The sequence below is a fragment of the Paramicrobacterium chengjingii genome, from assembly GCF_011751765.2.
Taxonomy (GTDB): Bacteria; Actinomycetota; Actinomycetes; order Actinomycetales; family Microbacteriaceae; genus Paramicrobacterium; species Paramicrobacterium chengjingii.
On sequence record NZ_CP061169.1, the window covers coordinates 3146984 to 3167471 of the forward strand.

18 protein-coding genes and 1 pseudogene are annotated in these 20488 nt (G+C 60.6%); 4 read left to right on the forward strand and 15 right to left on the reverse strand.

What is annotated here, in order from left to right:
* Nucleotides 1-72: 72 nt before the first annotated feature.
* Together HCR76_RS15205 and HCR76_RS17630 are read left to right on the forward strand one after the other, a co-directional pair.
* Entirely contained in the window at nt 73-912 is an 840-nt protein-coding gene (locus HCR76_RS15205) for a helix-turn-helix transcriptional regulator (RefSeq protein WP_166987416.1), read from the forward strand.
* Between the two features lie 42 nt (nt 913-954).
* Complete coding sequence (locus tag HCR76_RS17630) at nt 955-1089, forward strand: hypothetical protein (RefSeq protein WP_280529488.1); 135 nt, start codon at nt 955-957, stop codon at nt 1087-1089.
* A gap of 104 nt (nt 1090-1193) precedes the next feature.
* On the opposite strand, the pseudogene HCR76_RS15210 reads toward HCR76_RS17630, so the two are convergent.
* The 6 genes and pseudogenes from HCR76_RS15210 to HCR76_RS15235 form a co-directional block, all read right to left on the reverse strand.
* Nucleotides 1194-2704, reverse strand: a pseudogene (locus HCR76_RS15210) (CoA-acylating methylmalonate-semialdehyde dehydrogenase).
* A 48-nt stretch (nt 2705-2752) separates the two neighbouring features.
* Nucleotides 2753-3655 carry a carbohydrate ABC transporter permease gene (locus HCR76_RS15215; RefSeq protein ID WP_166987410.1) on the reverse strand — a complete coding sequence of 301 codons (903 nt, stop codon included), beginning with the start codon at nt 3653-3655 and terminating at the stop codon, nt 2753-2755.
* Nucleotides 3656-3678: 23 nt separating this feature from the next.
* Nucleotides 3679-4989, reverse strand: coding sequence for an ABC transporter substrate-binding protein (locus HCR76_RS15220; protein ID WP_166987407.1), 1311 nt, complete (start codon nt 4987-4989; stop codon nt 3679-3681).
* 31 nt (nt 4990-5020) lie between these two features.
* Complete coding sequence (locus HCR76_RS15225; protein WP_166987404.1) at nt 5021-5830, reverse strand: carbohydrate ABC transporter permease; 810 nt, start codon at nt 5828-5830, stop codon at nt 5021-5023.
* 9 nt (nt 5831-5839) lie between these two features.
* Complete coding sequence (locus tag HCR76_RS15230; protein WP_166987401.1) at nt 5840-6880, reverse strand: zinc-dependent alcohol dehydrogenase; 1041 nt, start codon at nt 6878-6880, stop codon at nt 5840-5842.
* The gene (locus tag HCR76_RS15235) at nt 6877-7542 is read right to left on the reverse strand and encodes an orotidine 5'-phosphate decarboxylase / HUMPS family protein (RefSeq protein ID WP_166987398.1); all 666 of its coding nucleotides are present in this window, start codon (nt 7540-7542) and stop codon (nt 6877-6879) included. Before HCR76_RS15235 ends, HCR76_RS15230 begins: the two co-directional genes overlap by 4 nt.
* A 170-nt stretch (nt 7543-7712) precedes the next feature.
* On the opposite strand from HCR76_RS15235, the gene HCR76_RS15240 reads away from it, so the two are divergent.
* Entirely contained in the window at nt 7713-8504 is a 792-nt protein-coding gene (locus tag HCR76_RS15240) for a DeoR/GlpR family DNA-binding transcription regulator (RefSeq protein WP_166987395.1), read from the forward strand.
* Nucleotides 8505-8576: 72 nt separating this feature from the next.
* Here HCR76_RS15240 and HCR76_RS15245 read toward each other — a convergent pair whose 3' ends face one another.
* The 8 genes from HCR76_RS15245 to HCR76_RS15280 form a co-directional block, all read right to left on the reverse strand.
* Nucleotides 8577-10268, reverse strand: coding sequence for a dihydroxyacetone kinase family protein (locus tag HCR76_RS15245; protein WP_166987392.1), 1692 nt, complete (start codon nt 10266-10268; stop codon nt 8577-8579).
* 2 nt (nt 10269-10270) lie between these two features.
* Nucleotides 10271-11350 (reverse strand): aminopeptidase, encoded by a 1080-nt coding sequence (locus HCR76_RS15250; RefSeq protein ID WP_166987389.1) that lies wholly within the window; start codon nt 11348-11350, stop codon nt 10271-10273.
* A complete protein-coding gene (locus HCR76_RS15255) occupies nt 11347-12867 on the reverse strand; it encodes an FGGY-family carbohydrate kinase (RefSeq protein ID WP_166987386.1) in 1521 nt (506 codons plus the stop codon). Before HCR76_RS15255 ends, HCR76_RS15250 begins: the two co-directional genes overlap by 4 nt.
* Complete coding sequence (locus HCR76_RS15260; RefSeq protein WP_244971420.1) at nt 12864-13997, reverse strand: ABC transporter permease; 1134 nt, start codon at nt 13995-13997, stop codon at nt 12864-12866. The genes HCR76_RS15255 and HCR76_RS15260 overlap by 4 nt, the downstream gene beginning before the upstream one ends.
* A gap of 3 nt (nt 13998-14000) precedes the next feature.
* The gene (locus tag HCR76_RS15265) at nt 14001-15032 is read right to left on the reverse strand and encodes an ABC transporter permease (protein WP_166987383.1); all 1032 of its coding nucleotides are present in this window, start codon (nt 15030-15032) and stop codon (nt 14001-14003) included.
* A complete protein-coding gene (locus HCR76_RS15270) occupies nt 15029-16531 on the reverse strand; it encodes a sugar ABC transporter ATP-binding protein (RefSeq protein WP_166987380.1) in 1503 nt (500 codons plus the stop codon). The genes HCR76_RS15265 and HCR76_RS15270 overlap by 4 nt, the downstream gene beginning before the upstream one ends.
* A gap of 60 nt (nt 16532-16591) precedes the next feature.
* Nucleotides 16592-17629, reverse strand: coding sequence for an autoinducer 2 ABC transporter substrate-binding protein (locus tag HCR76_RS15275; protein WP_166987377.1), 1038 nt, complete (start codon nt 17627-17629; stop codon nt 16592-16594).
* Between the two features lie 147 nt (nt 17630-17776).
* On the reverse strand, nt 17777-18556 hold the full coding sequence (locus HCR76_RS15280; RefSeq protein ID WP_166987374.1) for a DeoR/GlpR family DNA-binding transcription regulator: 780 nt from the start codon (nt 18554-18556) through the stop codon (nt 17777-17779).
* Between the two features lie 116 nt (nt 18557-18672).
* On the opposite strand from HCR76_RS15280, the gene HCR76_RS15285 reads away from it, so the two are divergent.
* Entirely contained in the window at nt 18673-19494 is an 822-nt protein-coding gene (locus HCR76_RS15285) for a BtpA/SgcQ family protein (RefSeq protein WP_166987371.1), read from the forward strand.
* Between the two features lie 52 nt (nt 19495-19546).
* Here HCR76_RS15285 and HCR76_RS15290 read toward each other — a convergent pair whose 3' ends face one another.
* Nucleotides 19547-20440, reverse strand: a complete 894-nt coding sequence (locus tag HCR76_RS15290; RefSeq protein WP_166987368.1) for a TIM barrel protein — start codon at nt 20438-20440, stop codon at nt 19547-19549.
* Nucleotides 20441-20488 lie beyond the last annotated feature (48 nt).

Here is a 20488-nt window from a genome sequence, read left to right on the forward strand (position 1 = left end):
CAGGCAGTCGTCCTGATGTCATAGGACTGCCAGGGCCACGACAACGCTCACTTTGAGGAGCACACTGGATATGTGGAGAAGTGGGAATTTGGCCATGCGGTGCGCCGATGGCGCGAACGCGTCACACCGGATGCCATAGGCCTTCCGCCCGGAACAAGGCGTCGTGCGCCAGGGCTACGTCGAGAGGAACTCGCCGGTCTCACCGGCATTTCGGTCGATTACCTGACGCGTCTTGAGCAGGGGCGCTCCACGTCACCGTCAACTCAAGTGGTCGAAGCTCTTGCTCGCGCGCTGCGCCTCGCCGACCGTGAGCGTGAGCTTCTGTTCCGGCTCTCCGGGCAGCCCGCACCAGGAAATGACGTCGTCTCGTCACGCGTTACACCGAGCGTGCAGCGTCTGCTCGACCGCCTCTCGACGACGGCTGTCGCCGTGTACGACGCCGCGTGGACGCTCATCGTCGCCAACGCGCCCTACGACGCGCTCATGGGTGAGACGTCGTCGTTGAGGGGAATCGAGCGTAATGCCGTCTGGCGCAACCTCGTCGGGCCGGGCAATCGAGCCGCCCACACCCCGAGCGAGAAGGCCGATCTTGACGCGCAGCTTGTCGCTGATCTGCGCCTCACTGCGGCACGCTACCCCGCAGACCGTCGACTTCAGCTGCTCATTCGCCAGCTCGGTGCCGCGAGTTCCCGGTTTGTTGAGCTGTGGGAGTCTGACGTTCCTGCTCCGCGAACGAGTCGGCACAAGGTCATTGAACATCCTGTCGTCGGGCCTATTGCGCTCGACTGTGACACGCTCGTCGTCACCGATGACGATATTCGCGTGATGGTCTACTCGGCCGAGCCAGCATCCGACGATGCCGACCGCCTCGCACTCGCGATTGTGTTGGGCACTCAGCAGCTCGTCGAGTGACCTTATTGCCATCAAGTCTTCCCATACGCAGCCGAGTACAAGATGGCTGTCGCCGCGCGGCTCGCTGAGGCCGCGGGCGAAGCGGGCGTTGCCGATCCTGACGAGCAGCTCACGTTGTTGCTCGATGGCGTCGTACCGCACGGCGATGCTCGACCTCGTCGCTCACGTCACCACTGATCCGTGACGTAAGTGGGCGCTCAGCAGCTCGTTACTTGTCTGCTCCTTTGCGGGTTTTGCGGGTGCTGTCGGTGGGTCGTTTTGTCGGGCTGTTCGTTGTTGTTCTAGTCGTTTTCGGGGAAGCCGAGGTTGATGCCGCCGTGGGTCGCGGGATCGAGCCAGCGCGAGGTGATCGCTTTCTCCTGGGTGAAGAAATCGAACCCGTGCACACCATAGGCTTTGGAGCTGCCGAACAGTGACTGCTTCCACCCGCCGAACGAGTGATACGCCACCGGCACCGGGATCGGAACATTGATGCCGATCATGCCCACCTGCACCTCGTTCTGAAACCGCCGTGCCGCACCCCCGTCATTAGTGAAGATCGCCGTGCCATTACCGAACTGTCCCGAGTTGATCAGATCCATTCCCTCCTGGAACGTGCCCACCCGAACAATCGAGAGCACCGGCCCGAAGATCTCCTCGTCATACGCCTTCGAGGTCAACGGGATATTGTCGATCAGCGTCGGACCCAACCAGAACCCATCCTCGGCACCATCCACAGTGAACCCGCGCCCGTCAACAACAATGTCGGCACCGTCCTGCTCAGCAATATCAATGTAGCTGGCCACCTTGTCCCGTGCGCCGCCGTGACAAGCGGCCCCATGTCGGGATTCTCCCGCCCATCACCGACCTTCAGCTTCGCCATGCGGTCCGTGATCTTCTCGATCAGCTGATCGGCAACCGGCTCCACAGCAATCACCACAGACTGCGCCATGCACCGCTCACCCGCCGACCCGAACCCCGAATTGATCGCCTGATCCGCCACCAACTCCAGGTCAGCATCCGGCAACACAAGCATGTGGTTATTCGCCCCACCCAACGCCTGCACCCGCTTGCCATGCTTCGCCGCAGTCTCGTAAATGTACTGCGCAATCGGCGTCGACCCCACAAACGAAATCGAACGCACCTCCGCAGCCTCCAGCAGACCATCCACAGCCTGCTTATCACCCTGCAACACATTGAACACACCAGCAGGCAGCCCAGCCTCAGCCCACAGCCGCGCCATCCACAAAGCCGCAGACGGATCCTTCTCACTCGGCTTCAACACCACAGTATTCCCCGCAGCGATCGCGATCGGGAAAAACCACAACGGCACCATCGCCGGAAAATTAAACGGACTGATAATGCCCACAACACCCAACGGCTGCTTAATCGAATACACGTCAACACCCGTCGACACGTTCTCCGAAAACTCACCCTTAATCAGATGCGGAAACCCACACGCCAGATCCACAACCTCCAAACCACGCTGAATCTCACCCGCAGCATCAGAGACAACCTTCCCATGCTCACTCGTGATGATCTCCGCCAACTCCACCTTGCGCTCATTCAACAACTCACGAAACCGGAAAACAATGCCCTGACGCTTCGCCATCGACAAATCACGCCACCCCGGAAAAGCCCCAGACGCCGCCGTGACCGCCGCACGAATCTCACCATCACCCGCCAACGCAAGACTCTTCGTCTGCTGCCCAGTAGCCGGATTAAACACCGCAGACACACGCCCACCAGACGACGCAAACTCCACACCCCCAATCCAATGCGAAACAACAGGAAAATCAGCGTTCTCAGTCATGAAGCCTCCGTCGACGATATGTAAATTGGTGAAAATTGCGGGATGGAATTAGTCCGCACGTTGTGAACGCTTCAGCAGAGGAAGCGATATGAAGAAGATGATGAGAAGCATGACGACAGCGATCGCAGCACCTTTACCAACCTCGAGATAACTGAAGGCATTGAAATAGCCGAAAAGCTCGAGAGTCTCAGTTGAGTTTCCGGGGCCGCCTCCCGTCATGACGTAGATCGTGTCAAACCGTCGAATGGCGTCCATGACCCGAAAGAGAAGAGCAAGAGTGATCATTGGCTTGAGCAACGGCAAAGTCACGTGCCAGAACATCTTCCAGCCACTTGCCCCGTCCATCTGTGCCGCTTCGTAAACCTCACCCGAAATGGAGCGGAGTCCTGCGAGAAGAATAACCACGACGAACGGCGTTGACAGCCATACATCGGCAACGATCACAGAGGGCATCGCCAATGAAGCATCCCCGAGCCAATCGACCGGCGGAATACCTAGCGTTCCAAGAATTCCATTGATCGCACCGGAATCAGAGTTGTAGAGCATGCGCCACAGCAGCCCCACAACCACCGGCGTGGTCATCATCGGAATCAGATAGAGCGAGCGTATGACTCCAGCGCCCACAAACTCCCTCGCCAAGAGCAACGCGATAGCGAGGCCGAATGCAACTTGAATGGCCACGGTTGCAATCACCTGATAGGCCGTGAGCCCAAGCGCATGCCAGAAGGCTCCGTCGCCAGCGAGCTCGATGAAGTTCTGAAACCAGGCAAATGTGGCGCCGGTGGGATCGGCGAGGTTCCAATCGAGAAGCGAAGTATAAATCGCCAGCACCAGCGGAACGGCGGTCAGGGCAAACAGAATGAGAAACGGCGGCCCGATGAGAATAAACCAGGTCAGATTTCCGTCCCGCTGGAACCCGCCGCCGAGACCTCGGCGGGTTCCAGTGACCATCAGGTGAGTGTCTGTTGTAGCCATTATTCGATGAGCTGCTTCACAGTGTCGTTTGCTTCTTTCAGCGCCGCATCTACGCCGGCCTGATCACCGAGAACCTTGGATAGTGCGAGCGAGACGGCACCTCGGATTTCGGTTCCCTGTGGGATCAATGGCGAGTAGTTCGGATTGGCGAACGCAATTGCGTCCGACATGGCGTCCAAGTACTCCGGGTTGTACGCTTCACGGACCTTGTCATCTTTCAGCGCGTCGACGCGTGCCGGTGAACCGTTCAGGCCCGAGACTGCCTGCCCCACGGCTACGTCCTTGCTTGTGAGGTATTGAATCAGCTTCCACGACGCATCAGTATTCTCAATATTGGCTGCCATCGAGAAACCCCAGACTGCGCCGACAATATAGTCGTCGCCTTCGCCCGTTGGTGCCACGTAACCGACGTCACCGGCGACAGAGGATTGCGACTCGTCTTCGAGAGCGGGTCCCAGCTGAGCGGCGTCCAGCCACATTGCAGCTTTGCCTTGGAGCATCGCGGCCTGCGCCTCAAGATACGTGTAATTTGCCGTGCCGGACGGTGCGTAATCCCCCAGCAGTTGTTTGTATTGTTCAGTCGTCTTGACGCTCGCGGGATCAGTCAGGACGTCGTACTGTGGTTCGCCATCGGAATCTGCCCAACGCCCGCCATTCAGAAACCACATCATGAGCCACGTGAACGAGTTCTCATTGCCGGATCGTGAACCACGGCCGACGAAACCCGCCTGGTCCTGCTCGGGGATCGTCAGCTTCTCTGCTGCCTCAACGATCTCGTCCATCGACGTCGGAGGCGATGCCGGATCAAGGCCAGCTTCCTCGAACATTGACTTGTTGTAATAAAGCAGATCCGCTCCGACTTGATAGGGCATCGTGTACGTCGATCCATCGAGCTCCAGTGACTTTCTCAAGTCGTCGGGGAACCCGTCCAGATACGCGGAGTCCGTCGCTTTGGAGTCACCGATGTAGGTGTCGAGGGGCTGAATCCATTCGGCAGCGACGAGCGTACTGAGGTTCTTTGCTCCCGCCTGCACGACGTCGTACTGGCTTGACGCACTCCCCAGGGAGAGACTGAGCTTGGCATCCATCCCCGATTCGGGCACGAGGTCGACATTGACTTTGATCCCCGTCTCTTCCGTGAACTCGGGAATGTATACATCACGCAGTTCCTTCGACGCGTCGGTTTCTATCAACAGAAGGTTGACTTCGTCACCGCCTCCGCCTGAGTTCGTGCATCCGGTCAATGAAATTGCTATGGCCGCTGCCGCCACGGCCGCAGTCGTGGCTGCAAACCGGTTTTTGTGTCTCATGTCAGATATTCCTTGTCGTTAGAAAATGCTGCTATTTGACGGCTCCAGCAGTCAGCCCTCTGATCAGGCCCTTCTGCGTGAAGATTGTGAAGATGAGCACGGGAAGGATGACGAGCACTGACGCTGCGGAAAGCTCCGCCCAATCGACACCCGCGTAACTGATGAATCCTTGGATGCTCACGGAGACCGTTCGCGTTTCCCGTCCCGAGAGGATCAACGGGTAGAAGAATTCATTCCACGACATGATGAACGAGAAGATCGCGCAGGTCGCAATCCCGGGCCACGACGATGGAACGATGATGCGGAACAGCGCCTGAATTCGCGTACAGCCGTCAATTCGTGCCGCCTCTTCGAGGGCAACAGGGATTGACCTGAAGTATCCCGCCATAATCCATGTGACAAAGGGCAGGGTGATGGTCAGATAGACGAGTACAAGTGCCGGGTAGGTGTCAAGTAGGCCCGTCGCCCGAAACATGAGGAAGAAGGGCAGTGCGAATCCCATCGGCGGCGCCATGCGCACGAGAATGATCCAGATTCCCATGGCCCCGGTTGCTTTGCCCTGCGTACGAGCGATTGTGTACCCGGCGGTGATTCCGAAGAACAGCGACAGCAAGGTCGTCGCAGCGACGATGATCAAGCTGTTTCCATATGCCTCGAAGAAGTCGGACTGACCGAGCACCGACGCAAAGCTGTCGAACGAGGGAATGAACGAAAAACCGCCCTGCGCGCTTCTGCCAACCTTCAGCGATGTGACAAGCAACCAGACCAACGGCAATAAGCTGCCCAGAACGATGATGTACGTCAGCACCGTGCGTGCTGCCCCAAATGAGTTTTTCTGCATCGAGGGCCTTCAGACAGTTACTTGGACTTTGATGGTGTCGATGCTCGGGTCAGCCATCGCGTCGAATGCAGCCTGCGCCTCATCCAAGCTAAATGAGTGAGTGAGCAGCGGTGCGATATCGATCGCACCAGACGCCATCATGTCGATCGCGATCTGTGTTTCGTCGTTGGCTCCCGTGCACCCCACGATGTCGATCTCCTTGTGAAGGATCGGCATGAGGTCCACACTGACAGTCGGCTGCACCGCCCCAAAAAACATGATTCTGCCTCGTTTGCGGACGATGTGAATGGTGTCTTGGTATGTGGCATCAATGCCGACCGATTCGATGACGACGTCAGCCCCTACTCCGTCGGTCTCAGCTGAAACGACGTCGCGAAGTTTGGCGGTCAGCGGGTTGACTGTGACATCTGCTCCAAGCTGCCGTGCAACTGTGAGCCGAAAGTCGGACGTATCGCTGGCGACGATCCGCCCAGCTCCCGCAGCGCGTGCCGCTTGGATCATGCAGAGTCCCAGGGTTCCTGCACCAAGGACGACGACGGTGTCTCCGAGGCGGATGCTCGCTCGATTAATCACGTGTATCGCGTTGGAGAGGGGCTCGATGAGGGCCCCCATCGCGTAGGTCAGGTTCTCGGGCAAGTTGTAGACCTGGGAGCTCTCCACGGCGAGATACTCAGCCATGGAGCCTTGTTCGAACCCCCGCAGACTCGATCCTGTCACTCGCTTGTTGTCGCAGATGGATATCCAGCCATTCCGGCACGGTTCGCACTGTCCGCACACGACCTGCGGGTCTACGGTGACGCGGTCCCCCACGGTCACAGATTCGACGGCGCTGCCGATCTCTTCGACGATTCCCGCCGCCTCATGGCTCATGATGAGACCATCTCGACGGGCGGTGCCGGCCGCGTCCATGAACCCGTGGAGGTCCGAACCGCAGATACCAGCAACATGAATACGGACGAGAACTTGGCTGGGAGAGATCTCCGGCCGTGGCACGTCCTCTGTGACGAGAATTTTGCGGTCGCGCTCAGCGCGGATAAGAGCTGCCTTCATGACTTTTCGTTCCCCTTAATGACGTTCTTCGTCGTCGCGATGAATTCCGAGAGAGCTTTTCTCGGCTCCTCCGCCGACAAGAGCGGTTCGCCCTGAACGATGACGCTTGCGCCGGCCTCTACGGCGCGCCTGCTCTCGTCAGCGTCGTACGTTGCGTACGAAACGGGAATATCTACCGCCAGGGCGACTTCACGGAGAACTCCAATGGGCGAGCCCTCGGGCTGGTGCCTCTTCTGGTCCACGCCAAAGTGCACCATCACGTAGTCTGCGCCCGTGTGCGCGGCTTCTACTGCTCGTTCAACGGGATTCTCAACATTGAAGAGATCGACGGTCAGCGCTATTGAGAGATCGTGGGCTGCGTACACCGCCTCCTGAATAGTCTCGAGCGGCGCGTGGGCCGAGACGGTCACGTTATTCGCCCCGAGACGGTGTGCGGCGCTGATGTACTTCGCCGGTGACGACATCACCATGAGGTCAAAGAGAACGTAAGGAGCCTCGAGCTGGTCCTTGAGCTCCTCGAGACCTCGAAGCCCCTCAAATTCGATAAGTGGCTTACCAATTTCGATCCAATCGGCGCCGCTCGCCTGTGCGATCTCGATGAGTTCGCGTGCGTGCTCGGCAGACGTCGTGTCAATCGCAATTTGGACCTTCGGTGGTGCCATGTGGTTTCTCCATTGAAATTTGTATTCAAACATCTCAAACATTGAGGATGATCAAAGAATACATATTGAACGTGCTTTTGCACAACTGAATGTTTGTTTCACCAAAATATCGCACATCTTGCAAGCATCTGTCTTGCAAATAAACGTGTCTGGTGTGGTAGAAAACACATATGAAAACTGAACGACAGAGCGAGATTGTGGACCGCCTTGAGCTGGCAGGAACAGTGAGCGTCATAGATCTCAGCTCGGAGTTTGCCGTATCTGAAATGACAATTAGGCGCGATCTTCTCGAGCTAGAAACAGCGGGGTTGGTTCGACGAACCCACGGCGGGGCAACACGATCACTTGGCCGTGCGTTTGAACCGCCATTTCGCATGCGATCGGCGTCGTCAAGTGCGTCCAAGGCTGCGATCGCAGCGGCGGCAGCAGCCTATGTGCGCGAGGGCGACGCAATCGGGCTCGATGTTGGCTCGACGGTGATTGAAATGATCCCCGCATTTGCTCACGTCGATAATCTGACTGTTGTCACCGCCAGCCTGAGGGTCGCCAACCGGGTTACCGAGCTCCATGCGTTGGAGCGCTCAGTTCGGCTCATCGTGACCGGCGGGGTGACACGTGCAGATGAACTCTCCCTTACCGGGCAACGAGCAATCGATTGTTATCAGGAGATCCGTCTCGACAAGGCGTTTATCTCTGTAGGGGGGCTCGAACTTGACGGCGGAGCCACTGAGTTCAACCTTGAGGATGCCGATGTGAAGCGAGCGATGATCGCCTCAGCACGAGAAGTCGTCATACTCGCCGATTCCAGCAAGTTCCATCAGACCGGGTTCGCTCATGTGATGGACCTCACTCAGGCAGCAACGATCATCACTGATTCCGGCATCGACGCGGACGTGTTGCAGGAACTGAGGGCGGCTGGAATACAGGTCGAGGTGGTGCTCGTCTCCGCCGATCACCAATAGACCCGTTGCACTGTCGCCGGCGAGAGCGTTCTCTGCGCCTCGTCGAAACCGGGGCACTTCCGTTTTGTCGCCTTATATGCCTCCTTCCAGCACGCCCGCGATCTCTTCGACAAAGCGCTGCACAGCGACGCTTCCCGGGTCGGCCTGACCGACCGAGCGCTCCTGCTGCCACGCTGCACGGCCGCGCTTTGACTGCAGCCGCGTCGTCGACTCAACGGTAGATCGCGCCACGGAGACCACCACGCTGAGCGGCACGCCGTTCTCGACCGCACCCGCAACCGCGTCGAGCACGTCGAGGAGTGTCTTGTCTCCGACCTCGGCTCCACCACGCTCGGCGATGCGATCGACGACAGCGCGCAGCAACGGCGCGACGCGATCGCTGGTCAGATCGCTCTCGGGCGCCAGCATCTGAGCGGCGCCAATCAGGCCGCTCCCGACCAGCGCCGCGAACGTCGACGGGTTGGCCGCGGAGAACGCGAGCCCTGCCGTGGTCAGGATGCTTCGAGCGTCCGCATCTTCGGGCAGTTCAGAGAGCGCATCGACGACGGCCGTGCTTCCCGCCGACACCGTGATTCCCAGGTCGCCATCACCCAACGCTGCATCGAGGTCGCGCAGCTCATCGGTGTGTCTCGCCATGTTCGGTAACGCGGTGAGCAGTGCGTCACGCAGGGAACTCCGTGTTCCGGTGCGCCCGATGTCGACAGCACTCGAGCTCGTAGCATCCGTGTCGCTTTCGGTCAGTGCAATGTCGATGTCGGCTACTTCGCCCTGCGTGAAGAACGGTGACGCTGCGGGGTCGCTCAATAGCTCCTCGAGCTCATCGTCGAGCTGCATGATTGAGAGGGAAGCCCCGGCCATCTCAAGGCTCGTGACGTACTCGCCGATCAGCCGGTAGGCGATGGTGACGCCGCGCTCGGCGAGCACACGGTGCACTCGCCTGTACACGACGTAGAGCTCCTCGAGCGGAGTCGAGCCCAGCCCGTTGACCAGCACGGCGACGCGGGTGCCGTCGGTGAGGTCAAGTTCGGTGCCAAGCTGCGCGAGAAAACGGTCGGTGATCTGGTCGGCGGTTTCCAGCGGACCGCGGTGCGTCCCCTTCTCTCCGTGGATTCCGACGCCGATCTCCATGTCTCCCTCGTCGAGCGAGAACGTTTCTTCCCCGGCCGCAGGTAGCACCGTCGGTGAGAGGCCCACGCCCATCGTCCGTGTTGCCGCCACCGCTTTGTTGGCAACGCGCTCGACATCGTCGAGTGAGTAGAGCCGATCGGCCGCCGCGCCCGCAGCCTTGTAGACGAGCACGAGCCCGGCGACGCCGCGCCGCGTCTGCTCTTTTCCCTCGGGCGCCGACTCGATGTCGTCGTTTCCCAGCACCGTACGTACATCGATGCCCGCGGATCGGCAGAGGTCGGCTGCCATGTCGAAGTTGTACACGTCACCGCCGTAGTTACCGTAGAGGTAGAGGAGGCCGGACCCCGACGAGACGGCGACGGATGCTGCGTGAATCTGCGCTGAGGAGGGCGACGAAAACACATTGCCGACGGCGACGGCAGAGCAGAGCCCTTTGCCGACGTAGCCGAGAAAGAATGGCAGATGCCCTGAGCCTCCGCCTGTAACGATTCCGACGCGGCCCTCGGCCGGAGCATCCGCTCGAACCAGCGCTCGCCTGTCACTCGTCGCCGATCGTAGCTGGGTGCCGTGTGCAAGCAGAATTCCGTCGAGAACCTCGTCGACGAAGTTATCTGCCGAGTTGATGATCTTTCGCATTCTCATCCTCCGTCGTAATCGCGCCTGAGCACCGGTTGCACCTCGCCGTTTTTTATGAGCGCAACGTCGTCGGCGAACAGGCTACCGCTGCCACGCAGGTCTTTGACGATGTCCCAGTGAATTGTCGATTCGTTGAGGCCACCGCACTGCGGGTACGACCGGCCGAGAGCGATATGCGCGGTGCCGAGAATCTTCTCGTCAAGCAGCAGATCGCCGGTGAGCGTCGTCATGGCGGGGTTGGTGCCGATTCCGAGTTCGCCGACGGTTCGCGCTCCGGGGGTGTCCAGAATTCGCGAGACGAACTCGTAACCCTCTCGGGCGCGTGCGTCGGTGACGACTCCGCGCTCGAACTCAAGCTGCAAATCGGTGATGCGGGCACCACCGAACCAGAAAGTTCCCGCGAATCGGATGCTGCCGTCGACGCCGTCTTCGAGCGGAGCCGTTGCGATCTCGCCGTCGGGCAGGTTGGCGTCACCGGCGAACGGTACCCACGTTCTGCCCGTGCACGTGAGTGTCAGATCGGTGTCGGCATCCTGAATTCGCACAATCGATGTCGTGTCAAGCTGCCGGCACAGCGCCTCAAGCGATCGCTTGTGTGCAGTCCACTCCGCGAGTGTCGATGCGAAGAACTCCGCCATCAGGCCGTCAAAGCTCACGTTGATGAGCTCTGCCCATTCGGGGCTGGGAACACGCACAAGCGTCCATCGTGTGTTCTGCCAGCGTGCCGTTGACACGGCGCCCTTGCCGGCGCGCTGCAGGCTGAGCCTGCGTTCATCGATGGTGTCGGGCGGCACCACCATTCCGCGAAAGGACACGTGAACATCGGCCCAATTCATCGAGGCGAGCTCCATGGGTCCCGGTTCACCGAGGATTGCGTCCGAGGCGAAGTCGAGTGCGTACCTGTCGTACGTCTCGTCGGTCAGCTGCACCTGCGGCAACCCGCCTCGGCGATACACCTCGCGCACGAAAGCTTCAGCTGCATCGACGACTGAGGCCGACGTGATGAAGATGCTGACGCGGCTTCCCTCTGTCACCTCATTGACGTCGGCAAGATGCGCGGCCAGTTCGGGCCACCTGCTCATTCGGTCTTCTCCTCTTCATTGGATCGGGCGCAGCGCAGCGCGGTGTAGGTCGAGAGAAACTCGCCATGGGCGCGGCGCAGCGTCTCGACGGTTGGGTCGTCGTGTGACCTCGGAGACACCGTTGCATCGATGGCGACCCAGTTTTCGCGAATGTCGCTTTTCGTCGTGATGGCGAGACCCAGCGCCGCAAGGATCGTGTCACCGTACGCAGCGCCGATCGTCGCCGCGCAGTTCTGCTCGAACCCGAGAAGGTCACTGACTGTCTGAACGAGCACGTCATTTTTTGTTCCGCCGCCGATCGCCATGACCCGCTTCGGGCGCAGTCCAATGTCGGTGTAGGCGCTGACCGCTGCAACAACAGAATGCGCCACGCCCTCGATGACGGCGCGGGCAAGTTCGGCTCGGCCCGTTGTAAGAGACAGCCCTGTGAAAACACCGCGGGCTCCGGGGTCGTGGAACGGCGTGCGTTCACCGCTGAAGTGCGGAATATGCACAACACCGTCAGCGCCCGGTTGCGCCTCGTGCACGAGATCCATGAGCGCAGAAAACATGGCAGCATCACCCGCCGCGTCGTTCAGCCCCAGAACGTCGGCAGCCCAGCGGGTTGCCGTGCCCGCCGTCGAGGTTCCTGCGGCAAGCACGTAGCTATCGGGAAAAGCGAACGGCGCTGACCACAGAACGTTGTCGGCAACGGGCTCAGACACCACTCGGATCATGTACCCGCTCGACCCATACATGAGCATGAGATCGCCGTCGTCCATAACGGATGCTCCGACCGCCTCGGCCACAGCATCCGATGTCCCCGTCAGCACCGGGGTGCCCTCGCGAATGCCGGTTTCAGCAGAGGCTGCAGCGTTCACGTATCCGGCGACATCGCTCGACCACCGGAGGGCGGGCAGCTGCTCGACGCGCAGAATGTCGGTGAAGCCCGACAGGTCCCAGCATCCGTCGGTCAGATCGTAGAACGGGTGGTAGTACCCGGCGGTGGCGTGGTCGATCACGACCTCGCCTGTGAGCTTCGCCACGAGAAAACTCTGACTCGTCATGTACCAGCGCGCTGCCTCGGCGACCGCAGGCTCGTTGTCAGCGATCCAGGCGATCTTCGGCCCCGCCGATTGGCTTGTGAGCGTATTGCCCGAGCGCCGAAAGATTTCGTCGCGGCCGATGCGGCGTTCGAAGTCCGCGATCTGCTCGTCTGCCCGGGTGTCGACCCCGTAGAGAATGGCGGGGCGAAGCGGGTTCAGCTGAGAATCGACGGGTAGCACGCACGGGCCAATGGCGCTGCACGCCACGGCCAGAATCTCGTCTCCGGGATTCAGCTGGGCAACGAGCTCGCGAGACACCGATGTGAAGTCGCTCCACCACACGTCAATGGCGTCATGCTCCACGTGGCCGGGATGAGGCGTCGAGATGCCGTGGCGCGCACGTGCCGTCGCGTGCACCGCACCCGCCGTGTCGACGAGAACACCCTTTGTCTCGTAGGTGCCAATGTCGATTCCCAGAAAAAACTCGGTCACTTCTTCTCCACTATGTCGACGTCCTCGTCAGCATCGTCACCGACGTTCGACATCGTGGCGATGTTGCGCGTCTGGGTTGACGCGACGTACCGCGTTCGTCGCCGGAACCTGAGCTGATCGAACACCATCACGCCGATCAAGATCACTCCCTGCGCGATCGAGTACTCGTACGACGACAGGCGAATCGCGTTGAACCCGGATTGCACGACCTGCAGCACGAGCGTCGCAAGCACGACGCCCGTCACCGTCGCGAACCCGCCCATGGGGTTTGTGCCGCCGAGCACGGCGATCACGATGACGAGCAGCACATACGACGTGCCATAATCGGCGCTGGCTGTCGGGTTGCGCGTGACGAACAGCATGCCGGCGAGGCCTCCGAGCAGCCCGGTTGTGAGGTAGGTGCCGTAAAGCACGGACGTGCTGCGAATGCCCGAGAAACGTGCGGCCGCCGGGTTCGCCCCCTGAAGCTGAGTCTTGCGACCGAACGGGGTTCTGTTGACCAGAAGACCGATGACGATCGCGACGACGACGAAAAGCAGAAACAGCACGGGGATGCCGGCGACCGTCGCCTTACCCACACCGGACAGCGCCTGCGGGGCACCGTAGAGGGTCTTGCCTCCCGTCCACACAATGGCGATGCCGTTGAAGATCTGCATCGTCGCGAGCGTGGCCAGAATCGGTGTGATTCCGACGGTGCTGATCAAGAATGCGTTGATGAGCCCCGCAAGAACGCCGACGGCGATGCCGACGAGCACAATCAGCCCGCCCAACGATTCGGCCAGCGCCGGGTCGCTTGCGGCGAACCCTGTGTACATCATGCTGATCGTGATGGCCGTGAGGTTGGCGATCGACACGAGTGACAGATCGATGCCGCCGGTCAGCATCGCGAGGGTCATCGCGATGGCGAGAATTCCGATTTCGGGTGCCGACACCATGATGTTCTGCAGGTTAAGTGGGTTCATGAACACCCGAGGGTTGAGTACCGCGAACAGGGCGAATGCGATTACAAGCAGCACGAGCATCCGGCCGATTCCACGGTCAACGTGGATGTGCGAAATCCAGGTGCGCACCGTGTTGTCGATGCGCGAGTTGATCTGCCCGGCTGAGGTTGGTTGGGAACGAGTGGGCATGGGCTACGCCTCCACTGTGTCGAGGACGAACGTTCGTCGTGACGCGCGTCTGGCCGAGATTGCCTGAATTCCTACACCGACGACAAGCAGCAGTCCGACGGCTGCGCGCTGCCAGGCGGTGGGAACGCCCATGAGCAGCAGGCTGTTGTTGATGAGCTGCACCAGCACGACTCCGAGCACGGTTCCGAGAACCGAGCCGCGACCGCCGAAGATGGATGCGCCGCCGAGCACGACAGCGGCAATCACGTCGAGCTCGGTGCCCACGATGTCTTGCGGGTTCGCGTTGCGGTTCAGAATCACGTGGATCAGCCCACCGATCGCCGCGATCGCGCCCACCATGACGTAGAGGATGATCTGAAAGCGCACAACGGGGAATCCCGCGCGACGTGCGGCCTCGGTGTCACCGCCGATGGCGTAGATTCCGCGGCCGAACATTGTTCTGCGCAGCATCCACGCGACAAGCAGCACGAGCACGGCGACGGGCACGATCAGAAGGGGAAGGTAGGAACTGCTGCCCTCGATGGCGATCAGGTTCGCCGTCGACAAGCCGGCCATACTGTCGGGCAGCTGCGCTATGTAGCGCGACCCGATATAGACAAGCAGGATGCCTCGGAAGATGCCCTGGGTTGCCAGGGTGACGATCAGCGTCGGCAATCGAAAACGGGCGATGACGGCGCCGTTGACGAGGCCGAGTAGGCCGCCGATCAGACACGAAATGATCAGGATGCCGATGATTCCCGGGTCGAACTGACCCTGCTGAGCGAAGTGCACGGTTGTGTAGGCGGCGAAGATCGCGATGGCAGCGAACGACACGTCAATGCCGCCCGAGATGATGACGAGCAGCACGGCGATGGCGAGAACGGCGGGCACGAGCGCGGAGCGCGCAATGGAGAACAGTGTATGAACGGTGAAGAACGAGGGGCTCAAGAGGCTCATCACAATGACGAGCACCACGATGATGATCGCGAGCACGCCCTCGTTGTTCGAGCCGGCGAATCGTGCCGACAGCGTTTTGATGCGGTTTCCGATCGTCATGCCGCCATCACCTCTTGAATGTGCTGCTCTTCAATCTGCTGGCTGTCGAATTCGGCGACGATCGAGCCGCGGCGAACGATAATCACGCGGTTGCAGATCGACACGAGTTCGGGCACGTCGTCTGAGATCATAATGACTCCCATACCGTCGTGGGCTGCCTCGCGGAGGATCGTGAGAATCTCATTCTTCGAACCGACGTCGACGCCGACGGTGGGGCCGTTGAGAATGAGAATCTTCGGCTTCGTTGCGAGCCACTTTGCCAGCACGACGCGTTGCGCGTTGCCGCCCGAGAGCGAGCGCACGGGCGCGGCGACGCTTGGCGCCTTGATTCTCAGGCGCGTGAACAGCGTCGAGATCGTCTCGGCGATGCGCTTCTGGCTGAGCACCAGCTTTCCGCGAGTATGCCTGTCAAGCGAACCGGCGATGATGTTGTCGGCAATCGACTTCTCGAGAAACAGCCCCTGTGTCAACCGGTCTTCGGGCACATACCCGATTCCGGCCGAGATCGATGACTGGATGCTGCCGAGGCGCAGTTTCGCCCCGTTCACCGTCACCGCCCCGGATTCGGGTTTCAGCAACCCGAACAGCGCTTCGACGATCTCGCCGCGGCCCGATCCGAGAAGTCCGGTGATGCCGAGGATCTCCCCCGGCGCAAGGTCGAACGAAATATCGTTGAACGCGCCGGGAAGGTCGAGCTCCGTGACCTCGAGCAGCGGGGCGCCGGGTTCGCCGAGTTCGTTCACCTGTCGTCTGGTGTCGACTTCTCGCCCGGTCATGGCCATGGTCAGTGACTGCACGCTGTAGTCGTTGGCCTCTCCGCTCGCGACCATCGCTCCGCTGCGCAGCACGGTGATGTCGTGCGACACCTCGAGCACCTCGTCGAGTTTGTGACTGACAAACACCAGCGCGACTCCGCGCTCCTGCAGAGTGCGCACCAGAGCGAAGAGTCGCTCCACCTCAGAATGCGTCAGCGCCGTCGTCGGCTCGTCCATGAAGATGATGCGTGCGTCCTGCACGAGAGCACGGCAGATTGCTGTGAGCTGGCGATCAGCGACCGAGAGCTTTTCGACGTCAGCATCCAGGTTCAGACTGAGCCCCAGCTCGTCGACGATGCGCTGGGCGTCTGGCCGACTGCGCGCGCGGTTGAACAGCTTCTTCTGCGATGCGATCGCCGCGGGAAGAACGATGTTTTCTGCGACGGTGAGGTTGGGAAACAGCGAAAAATCTTGGTAGATCACCTGGATGCCGGCACGCAATGCTCGGGCCGGTGTCATGCGGTGTATCGCTTCGCCGTCGATGAAGATCTCCCCGGCTTGAGGGGCCTCCACTCCGCTGATGATCTTGATGAGCGTTGACTTGCCGCAGCCGTTCTCACCGGCGAGGCAGTGCACGCGGCCGGGGAGAAGCGACATTGACACACCGTCGAGCGCGGTCACGCCGCCGAAGACTTTGACGATGCCGCGCACCTCGAGAACGGGCGCTTCAGTGAGTTCGACCATTGTTGTCCTCTCGGCAGCGGGGCTTCCTGCGAGCCCCGCTGCCATGCGTTGATGAGCGGATCAGAAATCGAAGTCGTTGACGTTATCCGCGTCCACTTCGATCGCGGCATCTCCGACGTACACGTTGTCGAAACCGTCAAGTTTCGTCAGCGACTCGTACCCCTCGATTCCGAGGTCCGTGCCTTCTTCGATCGTCTTGCCGCTGGCGAGCAGCTCGGCGATCTTCAGTTGCGCCTTGCCTGCCAGTGCAGGGTCCCAGAAGAATGCCTTGTCGATCGATCCGTCTTCGAGATACTTCTTCGCAACAGACGGGATGCTGGTTCCCATGACGCAGACGCTGTCCTCGAGTCCCGCTTCCTGCACAGCACGAGCGATGCCGGCGGCATCAGTTCCTGCCGACCCCTGGAACCCCTTGAGATCCGGGTACTTCGCCAGCAGTTCCTTTGCACGCTGGTACGCGACGTTCTCGTCTTCCTTTGTCTCGATCGGGTCCTCGACGCGCTTCATGTCGGGGTACTCAGCTTCCTGTTTTTCTTGGGCTCCGCCAACCCACTCCATGTGCGTCTTTGCCGTCAGACCGCCAACAAACGAGACGTACTCGCCTGTCTCCCCCATGCATTCGGCAAGGTTGTCCATGATCTGTGCGCCGTATGCTTTGTTCTCGAACGCCTCGATGTCGATGTCCGCGTTCTCGATTCCCGCGGCCTCGTGCGTGACGACAATGATTCCCTGGTCTCTCGCCTGCTCAAGTACGGTCTCGAGGGCCTCGGGCGCATTCGGAACTACCGTGATCGCTGTCGGAGCCTGGGGAATGAGATCCTGGATGATCTGAATCTGCTTCTCTGGGCTCGCGTCGTCTGCACCTTCCTGACGAGCGTCGATTCCGGTTTCCTTCGCGAACTCGTTGACTCCGATTTCCATGCGGTCGAACCAGCCGACACCGGTGATCTTGACGACGGTGACCATGGTCATATCTTCGGGCGATACTTTTTCACCGTCGCCCGCTGTTCCTCCACCACCACCGACGGTTCCGCAACCGGTGAGGGTGAGAAGGGCGACGGCCCCGAGCGCGAGGCCCGAGGCGAATTTGCGATTCATGTGCACTCCTTTGTGTGATATTCCCTCAACCGAGATAAGTTTCGGGATTAAATTACAGCCCTTCTGGAACCTAAATACATCTGTGGCAATTTGTCAATCACGCGCCTTTGTGTGAAATAACAACAATTTGGTAACACGACCTCATTGTCACCGCGCTGGGATGCACCTGACCTCAACGCCAGCAGCACGGAATCCGCTGAGTGCCGTGTCTTCGGGGTCGCCGTCGGTGACCAGCGCTGTGATCTCTCCCGGAGCCGCCACATTCATCAGCTGAACGCGACCGAGCTTTGACGCATCGGCAACGACGATCACGCGGTCCGCGGTCTTCATCGCCGCCTTCTTCACCGCACCTTCTTCGCCGTTGTAGTCCGAAAGGCCGCGCTTCCCGTCGACTCCGGCGACGCCCATGACAAACACATCGCAGTTGTACTGCGCGAACGAGGCAACCGAGGGGGCTCCGATGAGGCTCAGTTCGCCGGGACGCACCATCCCGCCCGTCATGACGATCTTCGTGTTCGGCTCATCGTGAAGCTCAAGCGCGACCAGGATGCTCGGCGTGATGATCGTGAGTCCGAGCCCGCGCCCCTTGATCGCGCGCGCCACAGCGAGCACCGTGCTTCCGCTGTCGAGAACGACGGTCTCACCCGGCTCCAACAGCTCAACGGCAGCGGCGGCGATGTGTGCCTTCTCACGTGCTCCAGTGAGTGCCCTCGATGTAAACGTCGGCTCGGCCGACTTACCGCGGGAGGCAATGGCTCCGCCGACTACGCGTCGGACACTGCCCTTCTCCTCGAGGAGCTCGATGTCGCGTCGAATCGTCATTTCAGACACGTCGAACTCCAGCGCGAGTGTGCGAAATTCTGCCTCACCGTCCGCCAGAACTCGCTGCTCGACCCGCGCACGCCGCTCGTGAGCATCCATCGCCATCGTTCTTTCCCTTCCGATCTGAAACGTCGATCGTATCTTGTGTTAATTGTTCACTTGTGATTAGGTTCTTGTGAATTCATACCATCGCCTCTGCATCAGAGTTGAAACGAGGAACAATGACCAATTGGCTTACCGACGTCTTTGCATCGCCGAAACCCGTTGTGGGCATGCTTCACCTTTCTGCGCTGCCCGGTGACCCAGGCTACGACTCCACCGCCGGCATCTCTGCCATCGTGGATCGCGCAAAGCGAGAGCTCAACGCTCTTCAGAGTGGCGGCGTCGACGGGGTTCTGATCTCCAATGAGTTCAGCCTCCCCTACTTGACGGACACCGAGCGGATCACCTCGGTGACGATGGCGCGCGTCATCGGCGAGCTGAATCGAGATCTCGAAGTGCCCTACGGCGTCAACGTACTGTGGGATGCTCGGGCATCGATCGACCTCGCCGTGGCGACGGATGCCGCCTTCGTGCGCGAAATCTTCACGGGTGTCTATGCAAGCGACTTCGGTCTGTGGAACACGAATGTCGGCGAAGTCTCTCGTCATCGTCATCGCATTGGTGCCGGCAACGTCAAGCTGTTCTTCAACATCGTTCCGGAGTCGGCCGCGTACCTGGCGACCCGCGATCTTTCATCGGTCGCTCGCTCTACCGTGTTCGCCACTCTCCCCGACGCCCTCTGCGTGTCGGGCCTCACCGCCGGCGCCCCGACGGACACCCAGTCGGTGTCGATTGTCAAGCAGGCGGCAGGCACCGTTCCCGTGTTCGTGAACACGGGCGTCAAGGCCGAGAACGTCGCAGACCAGTTGTCGGTCGCCGATGGCGCCATTGTGGGAACGTACTTCAAAAAAGACGGAAAGTTCGAGAACTCAGCGGACCAGTCACGCGTTGAGGAGCTCATGTCGGCCGCGCGGTCGTATCGCGCCCAAGCCGCTGCATAGCAGTGGAACGCAGGCGCCGTCGTGCTCAGAGTTGGCGCGCTGTGTATGGACATCAGGCGAGCACCTTCGTCCATACGTCAACAGTGCGACGCAACATGGGCACGACGGCGTCATCGCGCATCTCGGGCGCGGGCATCACTTCGATAAACAGAGAACTGCTGGGCCATTCGGCTTCGACAAGAGCTTCGGCGACACGCATCGGGCTCACTCCAACGTCTGAGTCGACGTCGTCAAAACCCGCGTGCATGTCGGCGCCAGGACGCGAGAATTGCAGTTGCAGCATCGGGTCGGTTATCCACGCCGCACCGAACCAGGGGGCTAGGGCATCCACGTCGTTTTGCGCCATGGCGACAGGGTGCCCCACGTCGAAGCAGAGTTGCCAGGGAACGGATGCTGTCGCGAGCGAGGCTTCGAGTCGCACCGCGGTGTCAAGCACCGATCCCGGCTCGCGTTCGACGGCCATGTTCTCGAAGAGCAGCGTGCACAGACCCTCTGTCGCGGCGCGCAGAGAGAGCCGCTGCATCCGTTCGTGCAACTCGTCCATCGCTCGCTCGCGGCGGTCAGGGTCGCTCGCTGTCGGCATGGAGAGCGCCCCGATGTGCCCTCCGACGGATCGCGCTCCGGCGATTCCACCCAACACGATGAGGCTCTCGTACCACGCCTCGGCCGCGTCTCGTGCGGCTTCGTCGTCGTCAAGCAGCAGGCTTGTCGAGTATGCCGCGAGACCGGTGAAGATCGAGTCAAGCTCAACACCGGCAGTGTCTGATGCCGCCGCAAAGCGGCGGACGTACTCGCGCGACTCCGCCGACCGGGGGTCGGCGAGCGGCAGATTGTCGACGCTGAGCTGGCACGACCTGACGCCGAGCTCATCGCTGACGATCCGAATAATGTCGCCGGGCCGTGTCCACCGCTTCACCGCGAAGCAGGTGTTGATGCCAAGAGCCACTGGTGCTGTCCTCCCTGACGTCCCCCACTGCTTTCTCAGCCTAGCTGA

Excerpts from the sequence above, each read along its gene's own strand:
- HCR76_RS15270 (WP_166987380.1), bottom strand. The coding sequence starts at position 16,531 with ATGGTCGAACTCACTGAAGCGCCCGTTCTCGAGGTGCGCGGCATCGTC.
- HCR76_RS15260 (WP_244971420.1), bottom strand. The coding sequence starts at position 13,997 with ATGCCCACTCGTTCCCAACCAACCTCAGCCGGGCAGATCAACTCGCGC.
- HCR76_RS15230 (WP_166987401.1), bottom strand. The coding sequence starts at position 6,880 with ATGAAGGCAGCTCTTATCCGCGCTGAGCGCGACCGCAAAATTCTCGTC.
- HCR76_RS15265 (WP_166987383.1), bottom strand. The coding sequence starts at position 15,032 with ATGACGATCGGAAACCGCATCAAAACGCTGTCGGCACGATTCGCCGGC.
- HCR76_RS15225 (WP_166987404.1), bottom strand. The coding sequence starts at position 5,830 with ATGCAGAAAAACTCATTTGGGGCAGCACGCACGGTGCTGACGTACATC.
- HCR76_RS15280 (WP_166987374.1), bottom strand. The coding sequence starts at position 18,556 with ATGGCGATGGATGCTCACGAGCGGCGTGCGCGGGTCGAGCAGCGAGTT.
- HCR76_RS15240 (WP_166987395.1), top strand. The coding sequence starts at position 7,713 with ATGAAAACTGAACGACAGAGCGAGATTGTGGACCGCCTTGAGCTGGCA.
- HCR76_RS15245 (WP_166987392.1), bottom strand. The coding sequence starts at position 10,268 with ATGCGAAAGATCATCAACTCGGCAGATAACTTCGTCGACGAGGTTCTC.
- HCR76_RS17630 (WP_280529488.1), top strand. The coding sequence starts at position 955 with ATGGCTGTCGCCGCGCGGCTCGCTGAGGCCGCGGGCGAAGCGGGCGTT.
- HCR76_RS15250 (WP_166987389.1), bottom strand. The coding sequence starts at position 11,350 with ATGAGCAGGTGGCCCGAACTGGCCGCGCATCTTGCCGACGTCAATGAG.
- HCR76_RS15235 (WP_166987398.1), bottom strand. The coding sequence starts at position 7,542 with ATGGCACCACCGAAGGTCCAAATTGCGATTGACACGACGTCTGCCGAG.
- HCR76_RS15215 (WP_166987410.1), bottom strand. The coding sequence starts at position 3,655 with ATGGTCACTGGAACCCGCCGAGGTCTCGGCGGCGGGTTCCAGCGGGAC.
- HCR76_RS15275 (WP_166987377.1), bottom strand. The coding sequence starts at position 17,629 with ATGAATCGCAAATTCGCCTCGGGCCTCGCGCTCGGGGCCGTCGCCCTT.
- HCR76_RS15220 (WP_166987407.1), bottom strand. The coding sequence starts at position 4,989 with ATGAGACACAAAAACCGGTTTGCAGCCACGACTGCGGCCGTGGCGGCA.
- HCR76_RS15285 (WP_166987371.1), top strand. The coding sequence starts at position 18,673 with ATGACCAATTGGCTTACCGACGTCTTTGCATCGCCGAAACCCGTTGTG.